Origin of the sequence: Liquorilactobacillus sicerae (assembly GCF_029916425.1) — a bacterium.
GTDB classification, from domain to species: Bacteria; Bacillota; Bacilli; order Lactobacillales; family Lactobacillaceae; genus Liquorilactobacillus; species Liquorilactobacillus sicerae.
In genome coordinates this window covers 1-471 of the sequence record NZ_JAHAVQ010000192.1, presented here as the reverse complement: position 1 = coordinate 471, position 471 = coordinate 1, and the positions used below count along the sequence as shown (strand labels likewise).

1 protein-coding gene is annotated in these 471 nt (G+C 36.7%); it reads right to left on the bottom strand.

What is annotated here, in order from left to right:
* Nucleotides 1–471 (bottom strand): GTPase (locus KH893_RS11955; protein WP_281166298.1); only part of this gene is annotated, 471 nt, incomplete at both ends.

Genomic DNA, 471 nt, shown 5'->3' with positions numbered 1-471 from the left:
ATATAGCATTGGTTTGTCGGTTAAAAAGAAAAGATTATGAACAATCTTTTTTTCTTCTTCATCAAACTGCAAACTTCTAACCGGCTTTCCAGCTTCCAAAACAGGCTTTATTTTTTTCAAAACATTGTATTCGACAATTGCGCTCTTATCTTTAGAATTGACAGCGGCCTTTTCGATTTTTGCATAACGCTTATCAATCTGTTCCATATGAGCAATGATTAATTCTGTATTGATCGTCTCAATATCAGCAATTGGATCAACTTTTCCAGTAACATGAGTAATTTCCGAATCTTCAAAAGCTCGAACAACCTCAATAATTGCATCGGTTTGACGAATGTTTTCCAGAAACTTATTCCCTAAACCTTCGCCTTTGGAAGCACCTTTAACAATCCCGGCAATATCCGTAAACTCAAAAGTAGTCGGACCAACTTTATCGGCCGGTTCTATTTCCTGAATTCTTGCAAGTCTGGA